Consider the following 20,654-nt stretch of genomic DNA (forward strand, 5'->3'; position numbering starts at 1 on the left):
TCCCGCGTCATCCCCTGCGGTCACTCAGTCGGGGCGGGACCGGTTCTCGGGGGAGCGCCGGGGCGCCGGGATCGACCGCACCACGTACTCCTGGACGGCGGCGGCATGGTCGGCCTCTTCCAGGTGCCACTCCGCGCAGACCGGTGAGTGCCGCCGGGTCAGCGCTCCCTGCACGGTGTCCACCGTGGTGGCCAGCCCGGCGTTCGGCCGGGTGCGCCAGAGGTGCTCACCGTCGGCGGTGATCCGGAACCAGCCGTCGGTGACGCTGACCAGCCCGGCCCCGACGAGGCGACGGACCGCCGCCTCCACCTCGTGCCGTTCGGGGATCGCCTGGTTGAGGTGGTCGGCGGTGGAGAGCACGTCCGCGAGGCGTACGCCCTCGGGGCGGCGGCTGGACGCCGCGCGGCGGTGCCGTCCGGCACCGTTGGCGATCACCACCGAGACGAAGATCCAGGCATCTGTCCAGCGCCACCCGTTCTCCCCCATGCGAGGATTCTGCCGGGCGTGGCGTCCGAAGGGAACACCGGTACCCGGCCCGTATCCCCGAACAGGGGTCACGGCGAATGGCCACCCCGGTCCCCGGCAGGGGCGCGGCGAACGGGACTCCCTCCGCACAGGAGTTGGCGCGAGTGGGGTTCCGGCCGCGTGGTCGACCGGGCGGTGCTGCGGGCGGGGTCAGGTCGCGGGGAACGGCTTCGCCGGCCCGGGGGCGGTGTTCTGTGCCCCAGGGACGGTGAACAGCCCCAGGAAGACCTGGGTCAGCGGGCCGATGGCCAGCGCGTAGGCGATCGTGCCGAGGCCCACCGTCCCGCCGAGCAGCCAGCCCAGCGCCAGCACGGCGACTTCGATGACGGTGCGGACGAGCCGGAGCGAGCGGCCGGGCCGGCGGGCGACGTAGCCGGTCATCAGGCCGTCGCGGGGGCCGGGCCCGAGGCGGGCGCCGAGGTAGAGCCCGGTCGCCGCCCCGTTGGCCACGATGCCGGCGACCAGCATCCCGACCCGTAGGCCCAGTGGCCCAGCCGCCGGCAACAGCGCGAGCGTCGCGTCCACCACCAGCCCGATCACCAGGACGTTGCTGACCGTGCCGAGGCCGGGGCGCTGCCGCAGGGGAATCCAGAGCAGCAGCACCAGCACGCCCACCGCGATGGTGACGGTGCCGAAGGAGAAGCCGGTCAGCTCGGACAGGCCCTGGTGGAACACGTTCCACGGGTCCAGGCCCAACTTTGAGTCGATCATCAGGGCCATGCTCACGCCGTAGAGGAAGAGGCCCGCGTAGAGCTGGGTGAGCCGCCGCGCGGGACGATGCCGGAGATTGCCAATCGGTGCCACCCATGCCACGCTAAAGGCCAATTGGCCTGGCGTAAGAGCCAATTTGGGAGGAGTGGCCATGACGAGTCAGGTTCGGGGTGTCCAATTGGCCCGGCTCCTCGGTCAGTGGCACGCGCTTCCCGGCCGCCGTCGTAGCCCCGACTACGCCGCGCTGGCCGGCGCCGTCCGTGGCCTGCTCGCCGACGGCCGGCTGCCGCTGGGCGTACGGCTGCCCGCCGAGCGGGAACTGGCCGAGGCCCTGAAGATCAGCCGGACCACGGTCACCGCCGCGTACCGGGAGCTGCGGGAGAGTGGGCACCTGGCCAGCCGGCGGGGTGCCGGCAGCTGGACGATGCTCCCGGGCACCCACCGGGTGGCGAGCACCGGGCTCTGGACCCCGCTGGACGACCGGGACATGATCGACCTCGGGGTGGCCGCGCTGGCCGCGCCTCCCGAGCTGCTGCCGGCCGCCCGCGCGGCGGCCGAGGACCTGCCCCGCTACCTGGGCGGCGCCGGCTACCACCCGACCGGGATCATCGAGCTGCGCGAGGCGGTGGCCTGTGCCTACACCGACCGGGGCCTGCCCACCTCGCCCGACCAGATCATGGTCACCAACGGCACCCAGCACGCCCTCGACCTGGTGCTCCGGCTGGCCCTCGCCCCCGGCGGCAACGTGCTGGTCGAGGCGCCCAGCTACCCGAACGCGCTGGCCGCGCTGGCCGCCCGCCGGGCCCGGATCACCACTCACGGACTGGCCGTCGAGGAGCCCGGATGGGACGCCGACCTGCTGCTCGGCGGCCTCCGGCAGGCCCGGCCCAAGCTGGCATACCTGATCCCGGACTTCCAGAACCCGACCGGCCACCTGATGCCGGCGTCGCTGCGGGAACGGGTGGTGGCCACCGCGCACGCCGTCGGCACCGACCTGATCATCGACGAGTCGTTCGTGGACCTGCCGCTGGACGGGACGGTGCTGCCCCCGCCGACGGCCAGCTTCGACCGGCACTCCCGGGTGGTCACCATCGGGGGGATGAGCAAGCCGTTCTGGGGCGGCCTGCGGATCGGCTGGGTCCGCGCCTCCGCCCCGCAGGTGCAGCGGCTGGCCGCCACCCGGGTCGGCGTCGACATGGCCAGCCCGGTCCTGGACCAGTTGGTCGCGGTCCACCTGCTCGCCGACGCCCCGGCCATCGTCACCGCGCGCCGGGCCCAGCTCACCGTCCAGCGCGACGCGCTGCTGGCGGCGCTCGCGCAGCGCCTGCCCGAGTGGCGGGTCACCGTCCCGCACGGCGGGGTGACCCTCTGGGCCGAACTCGACGGGCCGATCTCCAGCGCGCTCGCCCGGGCCGCCGAGGAGGTCGGCGTACGGCTGGCGCCCGGTCCCCGGTTCGGCCTGGACGGCACGTTGGAGCGCTTCCTGCGGCTGCCGTTCACATTGCCGGCCGCCGACCTGGCCGAGGCGGTCGGCCGGATCGCCGCGGTCCGGTACGACCTGGACCGGGGCGGCCGATCGCAGTGGCGGGAACCGACCGTCATCGCCTGACCGGGCCGCGGCGAGGACCGAGGTGGCCCGATCGGGCGTGCGTGGGCCCCTTCGGCTGGGAAACTGCGCTGGTGGCGAATGTGGGCGGTGTCCGGTGGCCGCGCGGGATCAGGCCGAGCGCGCCGGGTTCCCGGACCACCCGGCTCGAACTCTTCTACGACCTCGTCTTCGTCTTCGCCTTCCTCAGGGTCACCACGGTGGCCTCCGGCAGCCCAAACCTACGCGGACTGGTCCAGTGTCTGGTGGCGCTCGCCCTGTTGTGGTGGTGCTGGACGGGCTTCGCCGCGCTGGGCAACGTGGTCCGCACCGACCAGGGGATCGTGCCGCTGCTCGGCTTCGCGACCTCGGCGGCCGTCTTCGTGCTCGCGCTGAGCCTGCCCAAGGCGTTCGTCGACCAGCCCGGCGGGCTGCCCGGCCCGCTGGTCTTCGCCGTCTGCTACTTCCTGGTCCGCGCGACCCAGGTGGCGTTCTTCCTCTGGGCGGTACGCACCGACCCGGGGGTGCGTCGACAGATGTTCACGCTGGCCCTGCCGTTCCTGGTCGCGACGGGGCTCATCTTCACCTCCGCGTTGGTGCCGCAGTGGATCTTCGACGGCAGGGCGGAGACCGCGGTCCGGCTGGCGTTGTGGCTCGCCGCGCTCGGTGTCGAGTACGGCGCCGGCCTGGCCCAGCACCGCGCCGGGTGGACGGTGCTCTCGGCGGGGCACTGGGCGGAACGCCACGCGTTGATCATCATCGTGGCGCTCGGCGAATCGATCATCGCGCTCGGGCTGGGGCCCAGCGCCACCGCCGGCCTGCCGCTGACCTGGCCGGTCATCTTCGCGGCGGTGCTGGGCGTCGCGGTGGTCGCGGCGATGTGGTGGGCGTACTTCGACACCCTCGCCCTCGCCATGGAGCAGGTGCTGCACCGCACCAGGGACCCGAGCGCCCGTGGCGGGCTGGCCCGGGACGTCTACACCTACCTGCACCTGCCGCTGATCGCGGGCGTGATCCTCTTCGCTCTGGGCCTCAAGGGCCAGATCTACGAGGCCGGAAACCCGGCGACCCCGCTGTGGGGGGTGCCGCTGCCCGGATTCCACCTGCTGGCCCTCTACGGCGGGGTCGCGCTCTACCTGCTCACGTTGATCACGCTCGGGAGCCGGACGCTGGGCGCGGCCCGCTGGCCGTCGATCGTCGGGGTGGTGCTGCTCGTCGCGCTGGTCCCGGTGGCCGGACAGCTGCCGGAGTTGGCCGCCCTGGCCGTGCTGGCGGTGGCCGCCGTGCTGGTGGTCGCGGCACAGACCGTCGTCGACGCCCCCCGGCGGCGGCAGGTCCGGCAGGTGGCGCTGGAGGAGCAACTCGCCTCCGAGGCCGAGCAGACCAGGTGGCGGGGCCACCACCTCTGAAGTCAGCATCTACCGGGACCGAGGCCAGCACCGAGGCCGGCAGCCGCCAGCACCGAGGCCGGCAGCCCCGCACCGGGGTGCGGGGCCGCCGCCGACGCGCTGGGCTCAGAGCTCGGCGAGCGTGCCCGCGTACATCTTCTCGATCTCGCTGGCGAAGTTGCTCTCCACGCCGCGGCGCTTGATCTTGAGTGACGGGGTGATCTCGCCATCCTCGATGGTCAGGTCCCGTGGCAGGATGGCGACCTTCTTGATCGTCTCCCAGCGGTTGAGCTTGGCGTTGAGCTCGGCCACGTACTCCTCGACCATGGCCTTCGCCTCCGGCGAGGAGACGATCTCGGTGTAGTCGCGGCCCTCCAGCGGGGTGCCCGCGGCCCAGCCCTTGATCGCGTCCGGATCCAGCGTGACCAGCATCGTGCAGTAGTTGCGGGCCTGGCCGACCACCACCGCCTGCGAGGTGTACGGGCAGGTGGCCTTGAACATCCCCTCGATGTGTGAGGGCGCGATGTACTTGCCGCCCGAGGTCTTGACCAGGTCCTTCTTCCGGTCGGTGATCTTCAGGTAGCCGTCGGCGTCGAGGGTGCCGATGTCGCCGGTGCGGAAGAACCCGTCCTCGGTGAACGCGGCGGCGGTCTCCTCGGGCAGGTTGTGGTAGCCGCGCATCACCGGCCGGCCGCGGACCAGGATCTCGCCGTCGGTGTCGATCCGGCACTCCAGGTCGCCCAGCGCCCTGCCGACGGAGCCGATCCGCAGCCCGTTCGGCGGGTTGACGAAGTTGCCGGCGCTGGTCTCGGTGAGGCCGTAGCCCTCGGAGATCGGTAGGTTCGCCGCGGCGAAGAAGGTGGCGATCTCCGGGCTGAGCGGGGCGGCGCCCGAGACGAGCACCCGGATCCGGCCGCCGAGGCGGGCCTGGAGCTTGCTGAACACGAGCTTCTCGGCCACCGAGTACTTCAGCTTCAGCACCCCCGGGACCGGCCTGCCGGCCTGCTCCAGGGTGACCTTCTCCTTGCCGACCCGGACGCCCCAGGCGAAGATCTTCGCCTTCACGCCGCCGCCGCTCTGCGCGGTGGTCACCGCCTTGTTGTAGACCTTCTCGAACACCCGGGGTGCGCCGCACATCAGCGTCGGCCGGACCACCGAGAGCAGCTCGACCAGCTTGTCGACCCGGCCGTCGACGTACGTCGGCAGGCCCACGTGGATCGCACCGCAGAGCAGGGTCTTGCCGAACGAGTGGGACAGCGGGAGCCAGAGATATTGCAGGTCGTTCTCGTGGAGCAGCCCCACCTCGGCCTGCGCCACGCCCTCCCAGCACCAGCCGCCGTGCAGCAGCTCGACGCCCTTCGGGCGCCCGGTCGTGCCGGAGGTGTAGATCAGCGTGGCGAGGTGGTCGGGGCCGATCCCGGCGACCAGCATCTCGATCAGGTCGGGCTCGGCAGCCAGCGCGCGGGCGCCCTGCTCCTCCAGTTCGGCGAGGGTGAGCTGGGGGACGGCGGCGGACGCGTCGGCGGCGCCGTCGAAGAGCACGACGTGGGTCAGTGCCGGCAGGTCCGCGCCGGCGATCTTGGCGGCCTGGGCCGGGTTCTCGGCGAACAGCACCCGGGAACCGGAGTCGGCGATGATGTAGGTCGCGTCGTCGGGCTCCGTGGTGGGGTAGACGGTGGTGGTCGCGCCACCGGCGCACATGATGCCGAGGTCGGCGATCACCCAGTCGAGCCGGGTGTTCGCCAGGATCGCGACCGGATCCTCCAGGCCGACGCCAAGCCCGTGCAGCCCGGCGGCGACCGCCTTGGCGCGGTGGGCCACCTGTTCCCAGCTCAGCCAGACCGGTCCGGAGCCATCGGGGCCCGGGTGGGCGAAGGCGTCGCGGTCGGGGGACGCCGCCACGCGCTTGAGGAACATGTCGGGGATGGAGCGGTACGGTACATCGAGAGCCATCGCTGTAGCCGCCTTCGGGGGTGGAGACGTGACCATGGTCACGTCGGTGTTCGTTACCGAAGGGTATTGCCTGTGCCTGGGCATCGGCTAGCCCTGTCGATCACGGCTGGGCCACGTCTCGGAAGATGGACGCCCGGCTCAGGCGTACCGGGCCGCCCGAAGCGACCAGTCGTAGGTGGCGCGGATCCAGTTGCGCCGTGCGGTCAGAGCCGGCCGCAGGCCGTCGTCGCCGGTAGCGAGCAGCACCGCCTCCGCCGCCAGGTACGCCGACATCGCCTCGTTGAACCGGTCGGCGGCGGCCCGCAGGGCCGATGACTGGTCGCCGTCGGCGAGGCCCGCGGCGATCACCACGACCAGGTTGTGCCCGTCCGGCTGGGCGAGGTTCTCCTTGCCGTACGAGAAGACGTCGTTGCACCAGCAGACCAGGTCGGCGGCGAGCAGGTCCAGGGTGACCAGCGCCGGCTCGGTGCGGTGGGACGCGCCTGTCAGCGCCCCGGCGGCCAGTTCGGTGAGGGTGAAACTGGGGTGGACCCCGCCGGTGTGCCGGCGCATCTGGACGTACTCGGCCAGTCCCGGCACCCGCCCGTGCTCCCGGTTGGCCGCCTCCCAGAGCAGCGCCAGCAGGTACTCCCGCACCTCGCCGACGAAGCGCAGCAGGAACACGGGACCACCGTTGGCACGGACCCGCCGGCACAGGTCACCCAGCGCCTCGCCGAGCGGCCCGGCCGCGGTGGCCGGCCCGCCGGTCGGGGTCCCCTGCCCGTCCAGCACGTCCAGCAGGGCCGCGACGGTCGGCGCCAGCCGGATCGGGGCGTCCCCGAGGCCGTCCTCGTCGCAGGCGTCGTCCATCACGAACAGCCAGGAGATCAGGTCGGCGAGCAGCCGCAGCGGATCGACCGGCCCGTCCGGGCAGGCCCGTCCGGCCAGCCCGGCGGCGTCGGCCCGGCGCAGCCGGTGCAGCCGATGCCCGCTGATGATCAGCCCGTGGCCGAGCGCCCACTCGATGCTCTCCCGCGCCACCCGGTCGGTGGCGTCGTGCTGACGCGCGGGAAAGGGGGGTTCCCGTAGTGCCGAGACCGCAAAGGTCCGCATGGTGCCCCCTGTCGCGCCGTCCCCGACGGGACGGCGCGGGACAGCGTACGGGAGCAGGGATCGGTCACGATCATTGGGGAGAGGCTTCTCCGGGGCGTCGGGTGACCGCTTCCGTGCCGGGCATCACATGCCCAGGTCGGCACCCCGGAGCCGGTCGGCCAGGTTCGTTGGCCCGTCGATCTGCACCCGGGACACCCGCTGCCGGCCGCTGAGGAAGAGGGCCAGCTCGCCGGGCGCCCCCACCACCCGTACGGGTTCGCCGCCCCGGCCGACGGAGAGCTCGCCGTAGCCGGGCGCCTGGACGAAGACGTCCGCCGGGAACCGGCGCAGCGCCAGCCGGGCCAGCCCGGCACAACGCTTCCAGAGCGCCGCGTTCAGCCCCGCCGCCAGGTCGCGCGGGAGCCAGCCCGGGCCGGCGCGGCGCACGTCCTCGTGGTGGATGAAGAACTCCAGCGTGTTGGCCAGCTCGTCGGTGACCGGGTTGCTGACCGGACTCCACACCGGCGGCCTGCGCACCTGGTCGACAAGACGCGGCCAGGGGTGCGCGGCGAGGCGCAGGCGCACCCGCTCGGCGTAGCCGCGCAGCGGCGGGAGCAGGATGCCGCCGGCGGCGTCCGGCCGGCGCTCCCGCAGCACCAGGTGGGCGGCGAGGTCGCGGGTGGTCCACCCCTCGTTGACCGTCGGGGCGTCCGGTCCCAGCGTCTGCATCAGGTCGGCGAGCGCCTCGCGCTCCGATCGGGCGTACCGCGGCATGGCACCGATCGTAGGCGGGTACGGCCGACTCGGCGCGTCGGGCGGCGGGGGCGGCCGTGACGGCGGACATAGCGGTCCGGGGCGGCGGGTCTGGCACCGACCGGTAAGGATGAGGAAGATAATTGCGGCTTACGGCGGGGGAGAGCGTGGCGAGCAGGACAAGTCGGGACGTGCTGGTGCGAGGACTGGCCGTCCTCGGACGGGCGATCCGGGAGGAGCCGCGGATCTTCGCGGTCGCGGTGAGCGGCAGCGTGCTCTTCGGCGCCATGACGGTGGCCAGTGCCTTCGTGGTGGGTGCCGTGGTCGGCGACGTGGTGGTGCCGGCGATCGAGCGCGGCGCGGTCGGGGTTGGTGGGCTCGCGCTGGCGGCCGTCGCGCTGTTCGGCATCAGCGTGCTGCGGGTGGCCGGCATCTTCGGCCGCCGGCTCGGCGCGGGCTACATGCAGTACCGCCTCCAGGCCGCCTACCGGCGCCGGGTCACCCGCCGCTACCTGGAACTGCCGCTGTCCTGGCACCACCGCAACGCCACCGGCACGCTGCTGTCCAACGCCAACTCCGACGTCGAGGCCGCCTGGCATCCGATCGCCCCGCTGCCGTTCGCGGTCGGCACCCTGGTGATGCTGGTCGGCGCGGTGGCGTCGCTCTTCGCCACCGACTGGGCGCTGGCCCTGGTCGGCCTCGCGGTCTTCCCGGCGCTCTTCGCGCTCAATGTCGCCTACTCCCGCCGGATGGCACCCCGTCAGGCCCGGGCCCAGCGGCTGCGTGCCGAGGTCAGTGGCATCGCACACGAGAGCTTCGACGGCGCCCTGGTCGTCAAGACGATGGGTCGGGAGGCGCAGGAGACCGACCGGTTCGCCGCCCGGGCGGGCGAGCTGCGCGACTCGCTGGTGGCGGTGGGGCGGCTGCGTGGCGTCTTCGACCCGCTGCTGGAAACCCTGCCCAGCCTCGGCACCCTCGCCGTGCTGGTGGTCGGCGTGATCCGGTTGCGGCAGGGCGCGATCAGCGTCGCCGAGCTGATCAGCGTCGCCTTCCTCTTCACCGTGCTGGCGTTCCCCGTGCGGGCCATCGGCTGGGTGCTGGCAGAGCTGCCGCGCAGCGTCGCCGGCTGGGACCGGGTCCGCCGGGTGCTCGACGCCACCGGCGAGATGCCGTACGGCGACACGACGCTCGACGTGGCGGAGCCCCGCCCGGCCACCCTCACGTTCACCGACGTGCATTTCGGCTACGAGCCGGCCGAGGCGCACCTGCCCGGCACGGAGGTGCTCGGCGATGTCTCCTTCACCGTGCCCGCCGGCAGGATCGTCGCCCTGGTCGGGCCGACCGGCTCCGGCAAGTCGACGATCGCCGCGCTGGCCGTGCGGCTGGTCGACCCCCGGGCCGGCACGGTGTGCCTGGACGGGGTGGACGTCCGCCGGCTCACCGCCGCCTCGCTGGCGGGCACCGCCGCGCTGGTGGCCCAGGTGCCGTTCGTCTTCGACGACACGGTGCGTGCCAATGTCACCCTGGACCGGCCGGGCATCGGCGACGACGACGTCTGGGCCGCGCTGCGGCTGGCGGAGGCGGACGGCTTCGTCTCGGCCCTGCCCGACGGCATCGACACGAAGGTCGGCGAGCGGGGCACCTCGCTCTCCGGCGGCCAGCGGCAGCGGCTCACCCTGGCCCGCGCCCTCGCCGGCCGGCCGCGCCTGTTGGTCCTCGACGACGCGACCAGTGCCGTCGACCCGCGGGTGGAGGCGGCCATCCTGGCCGGGCTGCGTTCCTCGGCGGGGGAGTCCGGGGCGCCGGCCGCGTCGATCCTGGTGGTCGCCTACCGGCGGGCCACCATCGCGCTGGCCGATGAGGTGGTCTACCTGGAACAGGGCCGGGTGGTCGCCCGCGGTCCGCACGCCGAGCTGCTGGCCACGGTGCCGGGCTACGCCGACCTGGTCACCGCCTACGAGCAGGCCGAGGTCGACCACACCAAGGAAAAGCCGTACGACGAGGTCGCCCCGCTGACGTCGGGCCTGGAGATCGAGGTGGACCGGTGAGTACTCCCACCGAGACGGTCGAGGCGGCTGAGACGCCCGAGACGACCTGGCAGACGCTGCGCCGCGGCCTGGCGCTCTCCCCGGAGCTGCGGGTCGGTCTCGCCGGCACGCTCGGCCTGGCCCTGGTCTACATGGTCGGCCGGGCGGCCGTGCCGGTGGCGGTGCAGCAGGGCATCGACAACGGCATCGTCGGTGGCCTGGACCTGACCGTGGTCTGGACGGTGGTCGCCATCACCACCGCGGTGCTGGTGGTGACCACGTTCTGCGGATACCTGATGATGCGCCGGCTCTTCACGGTCAGCGAGACCGCGCTGGCCAACGTGCGGATCCGGGCGTTCCGGCACGTGCACGACCTGTCCATGTTGCACCAGCAGTCGGAGCGGCGCGGTTCGCTGGTCTCCCGGGTGACCAGCGACGTCGACCAGATCACCCAGTTCCTCCAGTGGGGCGGCGTGATCCTGGTGGTCAACCTCGGTCAGCTGGCGATCACCACGCTGGTGATGTTCGCGTACTCCTGGCAGCTGACCCTGGTGGTCTTCGCCGCCTTCCTGCCCGCCGTGTTCGTGATCCGGCTGCTCCAGCGCCGGCTCGCCGGGGCGTACGGGGTGGTCCGGCAGCGCACCGGGGCGCTGCTCGGCGCGATCGGGGAGAGCGTCGTCGGCGCGCCGGTGATCCGGGCGTACGGGATTGCCGGCCGCACGTCCCGCCGGCTCGACGAGGCGATCGACGGGCAGCGGCAGGCCCAGCAGCGGGCGATCAGGATCAGCATCGTGGGCAGCTCGGTCGGGGAGCTGGCGGCCGGGCTGGCGTTGGCCGGCGTGGTGGTGCTCGGGGTGATGCTCGGCGCCGACCGCACCCTGAGCATCGGCGAGGTGACCGCCTTCCTCTTCCTGGTCACGCTCTTCATCCAGCCGGTGCAGATCGCCACCGAGGTGCTCAACGAGGCGCAGAACGCCATCGCGGGCTGGCGCCGGGTGCTGGACGTGCTGGACATCGAGCCCGACGTCGCCGACCCGGGCGAGCAGGGGCGTGAGCTGCCGTCGGGCCCGCTGGACATCCGGTTCGCCGGGGTGCGCTTCGCGTACCCGGGGGGTCCGCCGGTGCTGCACGACGTCAGCGTGGAGATCCCGGAGAAGAGCCGGGTGGCGGTGGTCGGGGAGACCGGCAGCGGCAAGACCACCTTCGCCAAGCTGCTCACCCGCCTGATGGACCCGACCGCCGGCCAGGTGCTGCTCTCCGGGGTGCCGCTGGACCAGGTCCGGTTCGCCTCGCTGCGGTCGCGGGTGGTGATGGTGCCGCAGGACGGCTTCCTCTTCGACGCGACGGTGGCGGAGAACGTGCGCTTCGCCCGCCCGGAGCTGACCGACGAGCAGCTCGCGGCGGCGTTCGCCGAGTTGGGGCTGGCGGACTGGCTGGACGGGCTCCCGGCGGGCCTGCACACCCCGGTGGGGGAGCGGGGCGAGGCGTTGAGCGTGGGGGAGCGGCAGCTGGTCGCGCTGGCCCGCGCGTACGTGGCCGATCCGGACCTGCTGGTGCTGGACGAGGCGACCAGCGCGGTCGACCCGGCCACGGAGGTGCGGCTGCAACGCACCCTGGACGCGGTGACCCGGGGACGTACCACCCTCGCGATCGCGCACCGGCTCTCCACGGCGCAGTCCGCCGACGAGGTGATCGTGGTGGACCGGGGCCGGATCGTGCAGCGTGGGCCGCACGACGAGCTGGTCCGCGACCCGGAGTCGGTGTACGGCCTGCTCTACGCCTCCTGGCTGGAGCAGACCCGCTGAGCCGGCCCGCCGCGCGGCCCTGACGACGTGCGGCCCTGACGACGTGCGGCCCGGCCGGGTGCCGGGCCGCACGCGGTGGTCAGCGGGAGTAGAACTCCACCACCAGCTGCTCGTCGCAGATCACCGGCACCTCGTGCCGGGTGGGCTCGCGCAGCAGCGTGGTCCGCAGCTCGGCCAGCTCCACCGACAGGTACGGCTGGCCGGGCCCCTCGGTGGCGTTGGCGCCGGCGGCGGCGAGCTGGAACGGCGCGGACGCACGGCTGCGGTCGCGGACGGCCACCACCTGCCCCGGGCGCAGCCGGTACGACGGACGGTCGACCTTGCGCCCGTCGACGGTGAAGTGGCCGTGCGCGACCAGTTGCCGGGCCTGGTAGATGCTGCGGGCCAGGCCGGCCCGGTGCACCACCGCGTCGAGCCGTCGTTCGAGGAGTGTCACCAGGCTCTCGCCGGTCTTGCCCGCGCCCCGGGCGGCCTCGTCGAAGGCACGCCGCAGCTGGGTCTCGCTGACGTTGTACTGGTGGCGCAGGCGCTGCTTCTCCAGCAGCCGCACCTGGTAGTCCGAGGTCTTGCGGCGCTGCCGGCCGTGCACGCCGGGCGGGAAGGGGCGCCGCTCAAGGTACCGCACGCACTTGCGGGTCAGCGGGATGCCGAGGGCGCGGGAGATACGGGCCTTGGGCCTTGGTTGGTTCACGCTGGACGTCTCCGATCCGGTGCTCTACTCTCCGAGTTAGGTAAGGCTAACCTATTAAGGAGTCGTCCATGCGGCCCAGCCCGGCGGAGATCGTCCGTACCCTCGTCGCGGGCCGGCTGTCCGGCACCGCCCACGTCGCGCACCGGCCCGGCCCGCACCAGGTCCGGCACGTGACCGACCCGGACGGTCGGGTGCTGCTGTTGGTGCCGGTGGTCAGTGACCTCGCCGCCGCGTTGCGCCCCGCCGACGGCGAGTCCGAGGTCGCGCTGGTGCTGGACGTGCTCGACCTGCCCCCCGCCGCCGGCGCGCCGAGCCTCGGCCGGGCCTGGGTCTCCGGCTGGGCGGCCCGACTGGACGGGGCCGAGGAGCGCTCCGCCGCGCTGGACTTCGCGGCCGTGGAACCGGCCGGTGACCTGCTCGACGTCGGCACCAGGTTCCAGCTGCACCGCTTCGAGGTGGTCGAGGCCCGCTGGGAACGCGGCGACACCGTGCGCCGGATCGACCCCGAGGCGTACGCCGAGGCGGAGCCCGACCCGCTGCACGCGGTCGAGGCCGAACTCCTGGCAGACCTCGCCGACCACCACGCCACCGAGGTGGCCGGGTACCTGCGCCGCCAACTCGGCCTCGCCGACGACGCCCCCGACACCGCGCCCCGGGTGGTCCGGATCGACCGGTACGGCCTGCTGGTCTCCCACGGCCGGCCCGACGCCCGCCGGCGCGTCCGGCTGGCGTTCCCGCGCCCGCTGGGCTGCCAGGCGGAGCTGACCCGGCTCCTGCACCCGCTGGTCTGCCGCCACGCCACGCCCCGGCACGCCGATCACGCCTGACCGGCGGTCGCCTCTTTCCGCCCTCCCGGCCGGAGCCGGCGGCTCAGCCGCTGCGCCGCCGGAGGGTGGCTGCGGCGAGCACCAACGCCAGCGCCGCCGCGCCGGCGACCACCGCCACGTCCCGCCACATCGTGCCGGTCGGCTCGGCGCGGGCGCCGACCTCCTGGAGCGCCTCGACGGCGTACGACAGGGGCAGCACGTCGCTGACCGCCTGCAACCAGCCGGCCATCTCGCCCCGGGGCACGAAGAGCCCGCAGAGCAGCAACTGCGGCACCACCACGACCGGCATGAACTGCACGGCCTGGAACTCGGTGCGGGCGAAGGCGCTGCAGAGCAGCCCGAGCGCGACGGCGAGCACGGCGTTCAGCGCGGCAATCATGATCACCAGCCCGCTGTTTCCGGCCGTCTCCAAACCGAAGACCCGGTACGCGACCACGGACGCGACGACCGCCTGGACCACGGCGGCGAGCCCGAACGCGATGCCGTAGCCGAAGAGCAGGTCGAGCCGGCCCAGCGGGGTGGTGAGCAGCCGCTCCAGCGTGCCCGTGGTGCGCTCGCGCAGCATCGCGATGCTGGTCACCAGGAACATGATCACGAAGGGGAAGAAGCCGAGCATCACCAGGGCGACCCGGTCGAACGTCGACGGCTGGCCCGGCGGGGCGGGCTGGTCGACGTACATGGAGTGGACCAGGGTGAGCAGCGCCGACGGGACCACCAGCAGCAATGCCACGGTGCGCCGGTCGTGCCGCAGCTGGCGCAGGATGCGGCCGGTGGTGGCGGCCAGGATCCGGGGGTTCACGACGCCTCCCGTCCGGCGGCGCCCGCCTCGCCCGCTTTGATCAACCGCAGGAACGCCTCGTCCAGGTCGGTGGTGCCGGCGGCGGCGCGCACCGCGTCGGGGGTGTCGTCGGCGATCAGCCGCCCCTCGCGGATCAGCAGCAGCCGGTCGCAGCGGGCCGCCTCGTCCATGACGTGGCTGGAGACCAGCAGGGTGGTGCCGGCGGCGGCCATGGCGTGGAACCGGGCCCACAGGTCGGCCCGCAGGACCGGGTCCTGGCCGACGGTGGGTTCGTCGAGGACGAGCAGGTCCGGTTCCCCGACCAGGGCGCAGGCCAGCGACGCCCGGCTGCGCTGCCCGCCGGAGAGGGTGCCGACCAACTGGGCGGCGGCCGGGCCGAGCCCGACCTCGGCGACCGCCCGGTCGGCCTCGGCCCGGCCCCGGCCGTGCAGGGCGGCGAAGTAGCGCGCGTTCTCCCGTACCGTCAGGTCGGCGTAGACGCTGGGTGCCTGGGTGAGGTAGCCGACGCGGCGGCGCAGGTCGGGCGACCCGGCGGGGCGCCCCAGCACGGTCACCGAGCCGGCGTCGATCAGTTGTACGCCGACCACCGCCCGCAGCAGCGTGGTCTTGCCGCTGCCGCTCGGCCCGAGCAGCCCGGTGACCAGACCGCGCGGCACGGACGCGCTGACACCGTGCAGCACCCGCCGGCCACCCCGCTCGACGACCAGGTCCCGGACCGCGATCGCCTCGTCCACCGGTGCCTCCTTAGAGAACACTCGTCACGCGTTGAATCCCGACGCTAGTGAAGTTGTCCGCCGGGGTGCAACGGTTGACTTCGTGTGCACTCGAACTGGAAGCCTGGACGGTGTGGACACCAGCATCCGGGAGCCGACCCTGACCGTCGGCGAGGCGGCCGAGCGGGTCGGCCTGACCACCTACACCCTGCGGTGGTACGAGCAGGAGGGCCTCGTCGCCCCGGTCGGGCGCGACTCGGCCGGGCGCCGTCGCTACACCGAACGCGACGTCAACTCGCTGGTCCTGCTCACCCGGCTGCGCCGCACCGGGATGCCGGTGCGGGACATGCGTCGCTACGCCGAGCTGGCCCGGCAGGGCGACGGGACTCTGGGCACCCGGCGGGCGCTCTTCGAGGCGCACCGGGCCCGCGTGCTGACCCGGATGGCCGAGTTGGAGGAGGACCTGAAGGTGCTCAACCACAAGATCGACAACTACCGCCGAGCGGAGGAGGGCCGATGATCCGCCGATGGGGTACCCCGAGGCGGCGATGAGGTTCGTCGGGCATTAGCCTTCGGACCGGACACCGGGTCCGCCAACGGGCATCCGGCGCGGCACCGGGCATTGCGCCCCGAACGGACGTACGGCACGATAGCGCCGTGGGTCACGCAGCGTCACCGGACGAGAGGTTCCTCGGCGAATGGGCCGCCCGGTTGCGGGCCGGCGCCGAGCAGCCCGTGGTCGGTATCATGCTGCGCGGCAGCCATGCCCGGCGGGCCGCCACCGCGCACAGCGACGTCGACGTCGACGTGCTGCTCGCCGGCGCCCCGTACGCCGCCCGCCAGGCCTACCTGGCCGAGCATGCGGGCCGGCTGACCCACGTCTCGGTGGCCGCCCGCGACGTTCGCTCCTGGCTGACCCGCCTCGGCGAGCCCGCCGACTGGGCGTTCGGGCTGCCGGTGACGGCGCCGGCCCGGCTGCTGTGGGCGGATCCGCACTGGCGGCCCCGGATCGACCTGCCGGTGCTCTGCCAGCCCGCCGGCGAACCGCAGCTGGAGGAGTTGATCGCGACGCTCGGTAAGGTGGCCGGCGCGCGGGACGCCGACGACCACCTCGGCGTCCGGCTGGCCGCCGCCGACCTGGGGCGGCTCTGCCCGTCCGTGCTGCGGCTGGCCAACCCCACGGTCCGGGTGACGTCCCGGCGGGCGGCCTTCACCGCCGCCCTCGACCTGCCGGTGGCGCCCCCGAACTACCGGGAGGACCTGCTGCTCTGCCTCGGGCTGCGGCCCGGCTCCGTCGGCCAGCTCTGCGCCGCCGCGACCCGCCTGGTCGCCGGCGTCCTGCCACTGATCCGCCCGTACGCCGCCGAGGTCGCGCGGACCTCCGGCGCGGACCTGGCCGACGCCCTGGTCGACGGCCGGCTGGACCGCTATGTCGACCAGCTGACCCGGCCCGCCCACCGGGCGCCGCGGCCCCGGCGGGAGCCCGCGCCCGTGCCCGCCCCGCGTGCGGGACAATGGGTCACTGTGCCCGTACCTGACGCGCCCGTGACCGGCGCCCATCCCAGTCCGCAGGAGCCCGCGGCCGACGGCGCGGCCCGTGCGTCCCGGCTCGACCCGGCCATCGCCGCCCGGCTGCGCCGTACCCCCGACGGCCTGGTGGCCGCCGTGGTCCGCCAGCACGACTCCGGCGAGGTGCTGATGGTCGCCTGGATGGACGACGAGGCGTTGCACCGCACCCTGACCACCGGCCGGGCCACCTACTGGTCGCGCAGCCGCCGGGAGTACTGGGTCAAGGGCGCCACCTCCGGGCACCACCAGTACGTCCGCGCGGTCGCGCTGGACTGCGACGGCGACGCGCTGCTGGTCGACGTCGAACAGGTCGGCGCGGCCTGCCACACGGGGCACCGCACCTGCTTCTTCACCGAGCTGCCGGTCGGCGGGGACGGGGCGGACGGCCGGTGAGCGCGACCTCGCCCGGCCCCGCCGCGAACGGCGGGAGGCCCCGCACCGACGGCACGGTCAGTCCGGATCTGGCCACCTTCACCGAACTGGCCGCCCGCTGGCGGGTCGTCCCGGTCACCCGGCGGCTGCTCGCCGACGCGGAGACCCCGGTCGGCGTCTACCGCAAGCTCGCCGGCGGCCCGGGGACGTTCCTGCTGGAGTCCGCCGAGCAGGGCGTCGGCTCGGCCGGCCTGGCCTGGTCGCGGTATTCGTTCATCGGCGTACGCAGCAGCGCCACGCTGACCGAGCGGGACGGCGCCGCGGTGTGGACGGGTCAGCCGCCGGCCGGCCTGCCCACCTCCGGGGACCCGGTCCAGGTGCTGCGCGAGACCGTCGAGGCGCTCGCCGGCCCGGCGTGGGACGCGGCAGGCGGCATGCCGCCGCTGACCGGGGGCATGGTCGGCTACCTGGGCTACGACCTGATCCGGCGGTTCGAGCGGCTGCCCGAGCTGACCGAGGACGACCTGGGTGTGCCCGAGCTGGGCATGATGCTCGCCGCCGACCTGGTGGTGCTGGACCACTACGAGGGTTCGGCGATCCTCGTCGCCAACGCGATCCTGCCGCCGCTGACCGAACCGGACTCCGACGCCCTGGTCACGGCCGCGTACCACCACGCGGTCGGCCGGCTCGACGCGATGACCACGGCGCTGTCCCGGCCGATCCCGCCGATGGTGTCGACCGTCGGGCGTCCCCCGGCGGGCGAGGTGCGCAGCCGCACGCCCGAGGGTGGCTATCCCAAGGCCGTCGAGGCGGCCAAGGAGGCGATCCGGGCCGGCGAGTGCTTCCAGATCGTGCTGGCCCAGCGGTTCGAACGGGAGACCCACGCCGACCCGCTGGACGTCTACCGCGTGCTGCGTACGACGAATCCCAGCCCGTACATGTACCTGCTGCGCTTCGACGGCTTCGACATCGTCGGGTCCTCGCCGGAGGCGCACCTGAAGGTGACCACCGACGCCGACGGGCGGCGGCGGGCGCTGCTGCACCCGATCGCCGGCACCCGCCCGCGCGGCGGCACCCCCGAGGCCGACGCCCGGCTCGCCGCGGAACTGCTCGCCGACCCCAAGGAGCGGGCCGAGCACGTGATGCTGGTCGACCTGGGCCGCAACGACCTGGGCCGGGTCTGCCAGCCGGGCACCGTGGAGGTGCCGGAGTTCGCCACCATCGAGCGCTACAGCCACGTCATGCACATCGTCTCGACCGTCGTCGGCACGCTGCGTGAGGACCGCACGGCCTTCGACGCGCTGGCCGCGACCTTCCCCGCCGGCACCCTCTCCGGAGCGCCCAAGGTGCGGGCCATGGAGATCATCGAGGAGCTGGAACCGGTCCGGCGCGGCCTCTACGGCGGCACCGTGGGCTACTTCGGCTTCGGCGGCGATCTGGACATGGCGATTGCCATCCGCACCGCGCTGATCCGCGACGGCAGGGCGTACGTGCAGGCCGGGGCGGGGGTGGTGGCCGACTCGGACCCGGCCGCCGAGGACGAGGAGACCCGGAACAAGGCCGCCGCCGTGCTCGCCGCCATCGCCGCCGCCGAGACCCTCCGGCCCGCCCGATGACCGCCGCCGAGCCGCGCGGTCAGGAACCGGGGACCACCCCGGCGACCGACGCGGGCCAGGGTGCGCGGCCCAATGCGGGTCGCCGCGAACTGACGTACGCCGTGCTGCTCTGCGTGGCCGGCGCGGGCCTGGCGCTGTGGGCGTCGACCCGCACCTGGGCGGTCGAGCTGACCGCCCGGCCGACCCCGCTGCCGCCGGTACACGACGCCCGCACCGGCGCCGGCCTGCTGCCCTGGCTGCCGGCGCTGGCGCTGGTCGGGCTGGCCGGCGGCGGTGCCGTGCTCGCCACCCGGGGTCGGGCGCGGCGGCTGCTGGGCGGGCTGCTGTGCGGGCTCGGCGCGGCGGTGGCCGCCGGCGGCGGCTACGGCCTGGTCGCGACGTTCGACGGTGAGGTCAGCCGGCACTGGCCGGCGCTCTGCCTGCTCGGCGGGGTGCTCGCCACGGCGGGCGGGCTGCTGACGGCGTTGCGGGGCCGACGGTGGCCGGCGATGGGCGCCCGCTACGAGCGGCGGGCCGCGGGCGGCGAGGCGCCGGCCGCGCGGGACGAGGACGGCCGGGTCACCGGCCGGCACACCACCCAGGCATGGGACGCGCTGGACCGGGGCGAGGACCCGACGGTCAGCTGACCGGCTGGCGCTGGCGGGCGGCGGCCCGGGCCGCCGCCAGCTCCGCCACCAGGCGGTCGAGGTCGGCCCGCTGCTCGGCCCGGGCCCGATCGGCGCAGACCGCCTCCCAGGCGTTGCCGCGCGCGGTGCGCATCCGGGCCTCGCCCACCACGGCGCGTTCCAGGGTGTGCACCACGCCGACGGCGAGCGACGCGACGGTACGCGAGATGGTCGTCAGTCCGATGGTCGGGTTGGGCTCGACAGTGCTCATGATCACCCCGCACGGAGATCGTTGTTGATGGTGGGGCAGGCGCGTCATCGAGTCTGCCCGAGGACGATGCTGGCTGGCGGACGTTTCGCCGTGGTGACCGACACGTCAACTCTGCTTCCGGGGCCGCGACCAGGGAAAGGGTCGTTCGGCCTTGAGGTAGGTCACAGCGGGGGCGGGCGTCGGCAGAGGTGCCGGGCCGGGCGGCCGGCCGTGCCACGGGATAGGATCACGTCGATGACCTGGGTGGCGGAGACGGGGTGGCCGGATGGCGGGCGTCGATGGGCGCGGTCGCCCAGCGTGACGTCCCGTTCACCGGAGGTCGGCCATTATGCCCCAGCCCATCTCGTGAGGCACGCCATACCCCCGGCGCCTGGCGCCAGGTGGCGCCCCCTAGCATCGGCCCATGACACCCGGAGAGGGGAGTCCGTTGGTGACTGCTGAGCATGCGCACGCGGAGGGGGACGAGGCCGGTCCGGCGGCGTCCGTAGGCGTACTCGACGAGATCCTGGCCGGCGTACGTGAGGACGTCGCCCGGCGACAGGAGCAGGTTCCGCTGGAGCGGATCCGCGAACTGGCGGCTGCCGCGCCGCCGCCGCTGGACGCGTACGCGGCCCTGCGCAAGCCGGGCGTCGCGGTGATCGCCGAGGTGAAGCGCTCGTCGCCGTCCAAGGGGCGGCTGGCCGAGATCGCCGACCCGGCCGACCTGGCCGGCGACTACGCGGCCGGCGGGGCGCGGGCGATCAGCGTGCTCACCGAGGGGCGCTGGTTCGGCGGCTCGCTCGACGACCTGGCCGCCGTCCGCGCCGCCGTCAACATCCCGGTGCTGCGTAAGGACTTCGTGGTCTCCAGCTACCAGGTGCACGAGGCCCGCGCGCACGGTGCCGACCTGGTGCTGCTGATCGTCGCCGCCCTGGAGCAGAACGCCCTCGTCGGCCTGCTGGAGCGCATCGAGTCGCTGGGCATGACCGCGCTGGTCGAGGTCCACGACGAGGAGGAGGCCGACCGTGCCCTGGAGGCCGGCGCCCAGGTGATCGGGGTCAACGCCCGCAACCTACGTACCCTTGAGGTCGACCGTTCGGTGTTCGAGCGGATCGCGCCCGGCCTGCCCAGCAGCGTCGTCAAGATCGCCGAGTCGGGGGTGCGCGGCCCGCACGACCTGATCCGGTACGCCTCGGCGGGCGCCGACGCGGTCCTGGTCGGCGAGGGCCTGGTCACCCAGAAGAGCCCCCGCGAGGCGGTGGCCGAGCTGGTCAACGCCGGCAACCACCCGGCCACGCCCCGCCCGGTGCGCTGATCCCGCGCCGGTTCGTCAGCACCGAGAGGATGTCTGCATGAGCGAGCGCAGCGAGCGAATCATCGGGCTCAGTGCGGTG

19 protein-coding genes and 1 pseudogene are annotated in these 20,654 nt (G+C 73.9%); 11 read left to right on the forward strand and 9 right to left on the reverse strand.

Features of this window, described 5'->3' with window-relative positions; translation table 11 throughout:
- Positions 1-24: 24 nt before the first annotated feature.
- On the reverse strand, positions 25-486 hold the full coding sequence (locus GA0070608_RS18675) for a hypothetical protein (RefSeq protein ID WP_091629793.1): 462 nt from the start codon (positions 484-486) through the stop codon (positions 25-27).
- 189 nt (positions 487-675) lie between these two features.
- Positions 676-1,329 (reverse strand): membrane protein YczE, encoded by a 654-nt coding sequence (gene yczE, locus GA0070608_RS18680; RefSeq protein WP_091629794.1) that lies wholly within the window; start codon positions 1,327-1,329, stop codon positions 676-678.
- Positions 1,330-1,387: 58 nt separating this feature from the next.
- Between yczE and yczR the strand changes: the two genes are divergently transcribed.
- Together yczR and GA0070608_RS18690 are read left to right on the forward strand one after the other, a co-directional pair.
- Positions 1,388-2,845: a MocR-like transcription factor YczR gene (gene yczR / locus GA0070608_RS18685; RefSeq protein ID WP_091629796.1), complete on the forward strand. Its 1,458-nt coding sequence runs from the start codon at positions 1,388-1,390 to the stop codon at positions 2,843-2,845.
- Between the two features lie 68 nt (positions 2,846-2,913).
- Entirely contained in the window at positions 2,914-4,230 is a 1,317-nt protein-coding gene (locus tag GA0070608_RS18690; RefSeq protein ID WP_411970839.1) for a low temperature requirement protein A, read from the forward strand.
- Between the two features lie 105 nt (positions 4,231-4,335).
- Here GA0070608_RS18690 and GA0070608_RS18695 read toward each other — a convergent pair whose 3' ends face one another.
- From GA0070608_RS18695 to GA0070608_RS18705, 3 genes are all read right to left on the reverse strand, one after another.
- A complete protein-coding gene (locus GA0070608_RS18695; protein WP_091629798.1) occupies positions 4,336-6,162 on the reverse strand; it encodes an AMP-dependent synthetase/ligase in 1,827 nt (608 codons plus the stop codon).
- Between the two features lie 138 nt (positions 6,163-6,300).
- Positions 6,301-7,254, reverse strand: coding sequence for a terpene synthase family protein (locus tag GA0070608_RS18700; protein WP_091629801.1), 954 nt, complete (start codon positions 7,252-7,254; stop codon positions 6,301-6,303).
- Between the two features lie 123 nt (positions 7,255-7,377).
- A complete protein-coding gene (locus GA0070608_RS18705; RefSeq protein WP_091629803.1) occupies positions 7,378-8,007 on the reverse strand; it encodes a TIGR03085 family metal-binding protein in 630 nt (209 codons plus the stop codon).
- Positions 8,008-8,153: 146 nt separating this feature from the next.
- Here GA0070608_RS18705 and GA0070608_RS18710 point away from each other — a divergent pair, with 146 nt between their 5' ends.
- Together GA0070608_RS18710 and GA0070608_RS18715 are read left to right on the forward strand one after the other, a co-directional pair.
- Positions 8,154-10,034, forward strand: a complete 1,881-nt coding sequence (locus tag GA0070608_RS18710; protein ID WP_091629806.1) for an ABC transporter ATP-binding protein — start codon at positions 8,154-8,156, stop codon at positions 10,032-10,034.
- Complete coding sequence (locus GA0070608_RS18715) at positions 10,031-11,818, forward strand: ABC transporter ATP-binding protein (protein ID WP_091629808.1); 1,788 nt, start codon at positions 10,031-10,033, stop codon at positions 11,816-11,818. Before GA0070608_RS18710 ends, GA0070608_RS18715 begins: the two co-directional genes overlap by 4 nt.
- A 79-nt stretch (positions 11,819-11,897) precedes the next feature.
- On the opposite strand, the gene rpsD is transcribed toward GA0070608_RS18715, so the two are convergent.
- Positions 11,898-12,509, reverse strand: coding sequence for a 30S ribosomal protein S4 (gene rpsD, locus GA0070608_RS18720; RefSeq protein ID WP_091629811.1), 612 nt, complete (start codon positions 12,507-12,509; stop codon positions 11,898-11,900).
- Between the two features lie 68 nt (positions 12,510-12,577).
- Between rpsD and GA0070608_RS18725 the strand changes: the two genes are divergently transcribed.
- The gene (locus GA0070608_RS18725; RefSeq protein WP_091629814.1) at positions 12,578-13,336 is read left to right on the forward strand and encodes a DUF2470 domain-containing protein; all 759 of its coding nucleotides are present in this window, start codon (positions 12,578-12,580) and stop codon (positions 13,334-13,336) included.
- 43 nt (positions 13,337-13,379) lie between these two features.
- Here the strand turns inward: GA0070608_RS18725 and GA0070608_RS18730 are convergent, their stop codons facing one another.
- Entirely contained in the window at positions 13,380-14,135 is a 756-nt protein-coding gene (locus GA0070608_RS18730) for an ABC transporter permease (RefSeq protein WP_091629816.1), read from the reverse strand.
- Entirely contained in the window at positions 14,132-14,869 is a 738-nt protein-coding gene (locus tag GA0070608_RS18735) for an ABC transporter ATP-binding protein (protein WP_091629819.1), read from the reverse strand. Before GA0070608_RS18735 ends, GA0070608_RS18730 begins: the two co-directional genes overlap by 4 nt.
- A gap of 112 nt (positions 14,870-14,981) precedes the next feature.
- Between GA0070608_RS18735 and GA0070608_RS18740 the strand changes: the two genes are divergently transcribed.
- From GA0070608_RS18740 to GA0070608_RS18755, 5 genes and pseudogenes are all read left to right on the forward strand, one after another.
- Positions 14,982-15,368 carry a MerR family transcriptional regulator gene (locus GA0070608_RS18740; RefSeq protein ID WP_091629821.1) on the forward strand — a complete coding sequence of 129 codons (387 nt, stop codon included), beginning with the start codon at positions 14,982-14,984 and terminating at the stop codon, positions 15,366-15,368.
- A 227-nt stretch (positions 15,369-15,595) separates the two neighbouring features.
- Positions 15,596-16,186 (forward strand): annotated as a pseudogene (locus tag GA0070608_RS33495) (phosphoribosyl-AMP cyclohydrolase); the annotation flags it as partial.
- A gap of 186 nt (positions 16,187-16,372) precedes the next feature.
- Entirely contained in the window at positions 16,373-16,810 is a 438-nt protein-coding gene (gene hisI, locus GA0070608_RS33500) for a phosphoribosyl-AMP cyclohydrolase (protein WP_091635476.1), read from the forward strand.
- The gene (locus GA0070608_RS18750; protein WP_091629824.1) at positions 16,807-18,405 is read left to right on the forward strand and encodes an anthranilate synthase component I; all 1,599 of its coding nucleotides are present in this window, start codon (positions 16,807-16,809) and stop codon (positions 18,403-18,405) included. The genes hisI and GA0070608_RS18750 overlap by 4 nt, the downstream gene beginning before the upstream one ends.
- Entirely contained in the window at positions 18,402-19,031 is a 630-nt protein-coding gene (locus GA0070608_RS18755) for a Trp biosynthesis-associated membrane protein (protein WP_091629826.1), read from the forward strand. The genes GA0070608_RS18750 and GA0070608_RS18755 overlap by 4 nt, the downstream gene beginning before the upstream one ends.
- On the opposite strand, the gene GA0070608_RS18760 is transcribed toward GA0070608_RS18755, so the two are convergent.
- Positions 19,024-19,281 (reverse strand): hypothetical protein, encoded by a 258-nt coding sequence (locus tag GA0070608_RS18760; RefSeq protein ID WP_091635479.1) that lies wholly within the window; start codon positions 19,279-19,281, stop codon positions 19,024-19,026. The two genes, GA0070608_RS18755 and GA0070608_RS18760, sit on opposite strands and share 8 nt — an antisense overlap.
- 430 nt (positions 19,282-19,711) lie before the next feature.
- Between GA0070608_RS18760 and trpC the strand changes: the two genes are divergently transcribed.
- Positions 19,712-20,575 (forward strand): indole-3-glycerol phosphate synthase TrpC, encoded by an 864-nt coding sequence (gene trpC, locus GA0070608_RS18765; protein ID WP_091635482.1) that lies wholly within the window; start codon positions 19,712-19,714, stop codon positions 20,573-20,575.
- The last annotated feature ends 79 nt before the right edge of the window (positions 20,576-20,654 follow it).

Source organism: Micromonospora peucetia, assembly GCF_900091625.1.
Classification (GTDB): Bacteria; Actinomycetota; Actinomycetes; order Mycobacteriales; family Micromonosporaceae; genus Micromonospora; species Micromonospora peucetia.

Coding starts and splice junctions, on each gene's coding strand:
- GA0070608_RS18695 (WP_091629798.1), bottom strand. CDS start 6,162: ATGGCTCTCGATGTACCGTACCGCTCCATCCCCGACATGTTCCTCAAG.
- GA0070608_RS18675 (WP_091629793.1), bottom strand. CDS start 486: ATGGGGGAGAACGGGTGGCGCTGGACAGATGCCTGGATCTTCGTCTCG.
- GA0070608_RS18705 (WP_091629803.1), bottom strand. CDS start 8,007: ATGCCGCGGTACGCCCGATCGGAGCGCGAGGCGCTCGCCGACCTGATG.
- GA0070608_RS18725 (WP_091629814.1), top strand. CDS start 12,578: ATGCGGCCCAGCCCGGCGGAGATCGTCCGTACCCTCGTCGCGGGCCGG.
- GA0070608_RS18760 (WP_091635479.1), bottom strand. CDS start 19,281: ATGAGCACTGTCGAGCCCAACCCGACCATCGGACTGACGACCATCTCG.
- yczR (WP_091629796.1), top strand. CDS start 1,388: ATGACGAGTCAGGTTCGGGGTGTCCAATTGGCCCGGCTCCTCGGTCAG.
- GA0070608_RS18700 (WP_091629801.1), bottom strand. CDS start 7,254: ATGCGGACCTTTGCGGTCTCGGCACTACGGGAACCCCCCTTTCCCGCG.
- GA0070608_RS18755 (WP_091629826.1), top strand. CDS start 18,402: ATGACCGCCGCCGAGCCGCGCGGTCAGGAACCGGGGACCACCCCGGCG.